General features: G+C 29.3%; 2 protein-coding genes. One reads left to right on the top strand and one right to left on the bottom strand.

Going from position 1 to position 2,260, the window contains the following annotated elements; genetic code table 11:
- Nucleotides 1-476 precede the first annotated feature (476 nt).
- Entirely contained in the window at nucleotides 477-1,592 is a 1,116-nt protein-coding gene (locus ACGH6S_RS12100; RefSeq protein WP_085164725.1) for a hypothetical protein, read from the top strand.
- A gap of 216 nt (nucleotides 1,593-1,808) precedes the next feature.
- Here ACGH6S_RS12100 and ACGH6S_RS12095 read toward each other — a convergent pair.
- On the bottom strand, nucleotides 1,809-2,260 hold a 452-nt coding region (locus tag ACGH6S_RS12095; RefSeq protein WP_411578985.1), incomplete at its 5' end, for a hypothetical protein.

Genomic DNA, 2,260 nt, shown 5'->3' with positions numbered 1-2,260 from the left:
GCCCGATGCCCGATGCCCGATGCCCGATGCCCGATGCCCGATGCCCGATGCCCGATTAAGTCCATATTTTATCATAATTTTATTATTCCTCACACTTATTTTCTTGAATTTATTGTTATAAAATAAATAGTTAATGTTGTTTTTAGTAATTTTAGCATAAAATAGTATATAACTATGCTACCCTATTTTAGAATAAAAACTTCATTTTTCACCTATTTTTTTGTAAAGTTTTGTTAAGCTAATTTTTATTTTTATCATTTCTTTATCATACAAATACCTAACATATAAAATATAGTAATCAAACTTCAAGTATAATACAGAATATAAATCATTCAGTATTATAAAAAATAATCGAATTTACTTAAGCTGAAATTTTCGCTAACATATTAAAGTTAAACTATCAATATCTTTTAATCCATATAAAATATGGTTGTAACATCATATTGAAAAAACTTCAAATAATTTAAATAATAACAATGAAAAATATACTACTTGCTTTACTTTTAATCCTTTCTTTTCCTGTATTTAGTACTATCTATAGAACTACCTATAGTGCTACCTATGCTTATAAAGGCTATATTGAGAATAAAGAAGTAACGTTATATTTGAGCCCCTATTTGAAAGCTTTTTGGGTTTATAAAGATGATCACAAACAGATACAACATGCTTTATCCTATGAATGTCACTTAATGAACTCATGCGATGAAGTTAGCCAACAAAACAGTTTAAAACTTTATGATGATAAAGATATTTATTTGGATGAAAATGATAATCATCCAAAAATTAAAGATTCAATTAGTTACTTTAACTTTAATCATAATGGGCAAACACAATTTAATCAAAAATTAGTTGGTTATTGGTTTGATGGCAAAAAAAATCAACAATATCCAATAAAATTGCAAAAAGAACTTGAAATAATTGATGAAGCAGATGCTGAATTTAATCGCCTTGAATTATTACAAACGAATTCATCAGATAAATTTTATTTTACTGCGGTATTATCAAAAAAGAAAAAAGAAAAAATTAAACTAGTTGGTGTGAATGTTTATGACAAAAGTAACCACCAATTAATGCAAAAAATACAAAATTTACATTATAGCTACAACCAATTTGACAGCATTTATCTAGAGGATATCAATTTTGACGGCAATCTTGATTTAGCCATTAAAAAATATGCCTCAAGTGCCAGAATAGGAGCAAATTATGACTACTATATCAATGACAAAGGTAAATTTGTAGCCACAAACTTGTGGGGTAGCGATATCGATTTTAATCCAAAAGATAAATCCGCCACAGGTAAAAAAAATTGTTATAATTATAATGAAAAACAGCAAAGAATCTTGACAACAATACAAAGTATTTATCATTATCAAAAATACAAATATATCAATATAAAAAATAGCTGTCAGTTTAAAAACATTGATACCCAAGAGCACAGAAAATGTAATGAAGAAGAATATAACGCTTGTTTGTTAAACCGAAATAATATTGATCGAGAAAACCCGCATGTAATTGGTGAAGATAATATATTGTATAAAAATATGGTATGGTACAAAGATAAATTCATTGATGGCGTTGTAGATGATGAATGATTATGATGTGGTTTTAGCTAGCAATAGTCTTATATAATCGTTATTTAGTATAATAACTCAGTCAAGTTATTTACAATATAAAAAACACTTTTTACTAACTATTTCGCCAAGTTTTTACTGCATATTAACACTGCTATTTATTCATGCCATGAAGCACAACTATTTTCGATTTAATGTTTAATTTGATGCTGATCATTATCAGCATCAAATTATGAATTATCCTTTACAAATTGCATACCCTAAACCAGGATCTTCAGCTGCAAACCAACCAGTAAACCCATCATGACTATGTACAATGTATGTCCCATGATCATGGATATCTATAGTCCAATATCTGGTAATAAAATGATCTGGATTTAATTCTTGCCATTCTGAATCAGGGTAGGATGATTTGCTTGCCCAACCCCATTCACCCAAAATAGAGCCTCCTATGGCACGAGTGTAGCTGTTAGACAAAGTAAGTTTATCTTCACCTAATTCTGCCCCTTGACCTTCATATCGTGGTGAGTTTGTTAATTGAGCTCGACTCATCATATTTTGTAAACCACCACAACGCTGTTGTACAGCATTAAACGATCCTCTAAAATTTTTCGGCACCCCCCAAATAGAAGTTGGGTTAAAACGGTAATCATGAATGACAGAATTATCTCTTTTTAAAGTTGCCCTCA

It is taken from the genome of Gilliamella sp. BG3, assembly GCF_046635605.1.
Classification (GTDB): Bacteria; Pseudomonadota; Gammaproteobacteria; order Enterobacterales; family Orbaceae; genus Gilliamella; species Gilliamella bombi.
The sequence above is the reverse complement of the archived record's forward strand: the minus strand, read 5'-3'. Positions and strand labels throughout refer to the sequence as shown.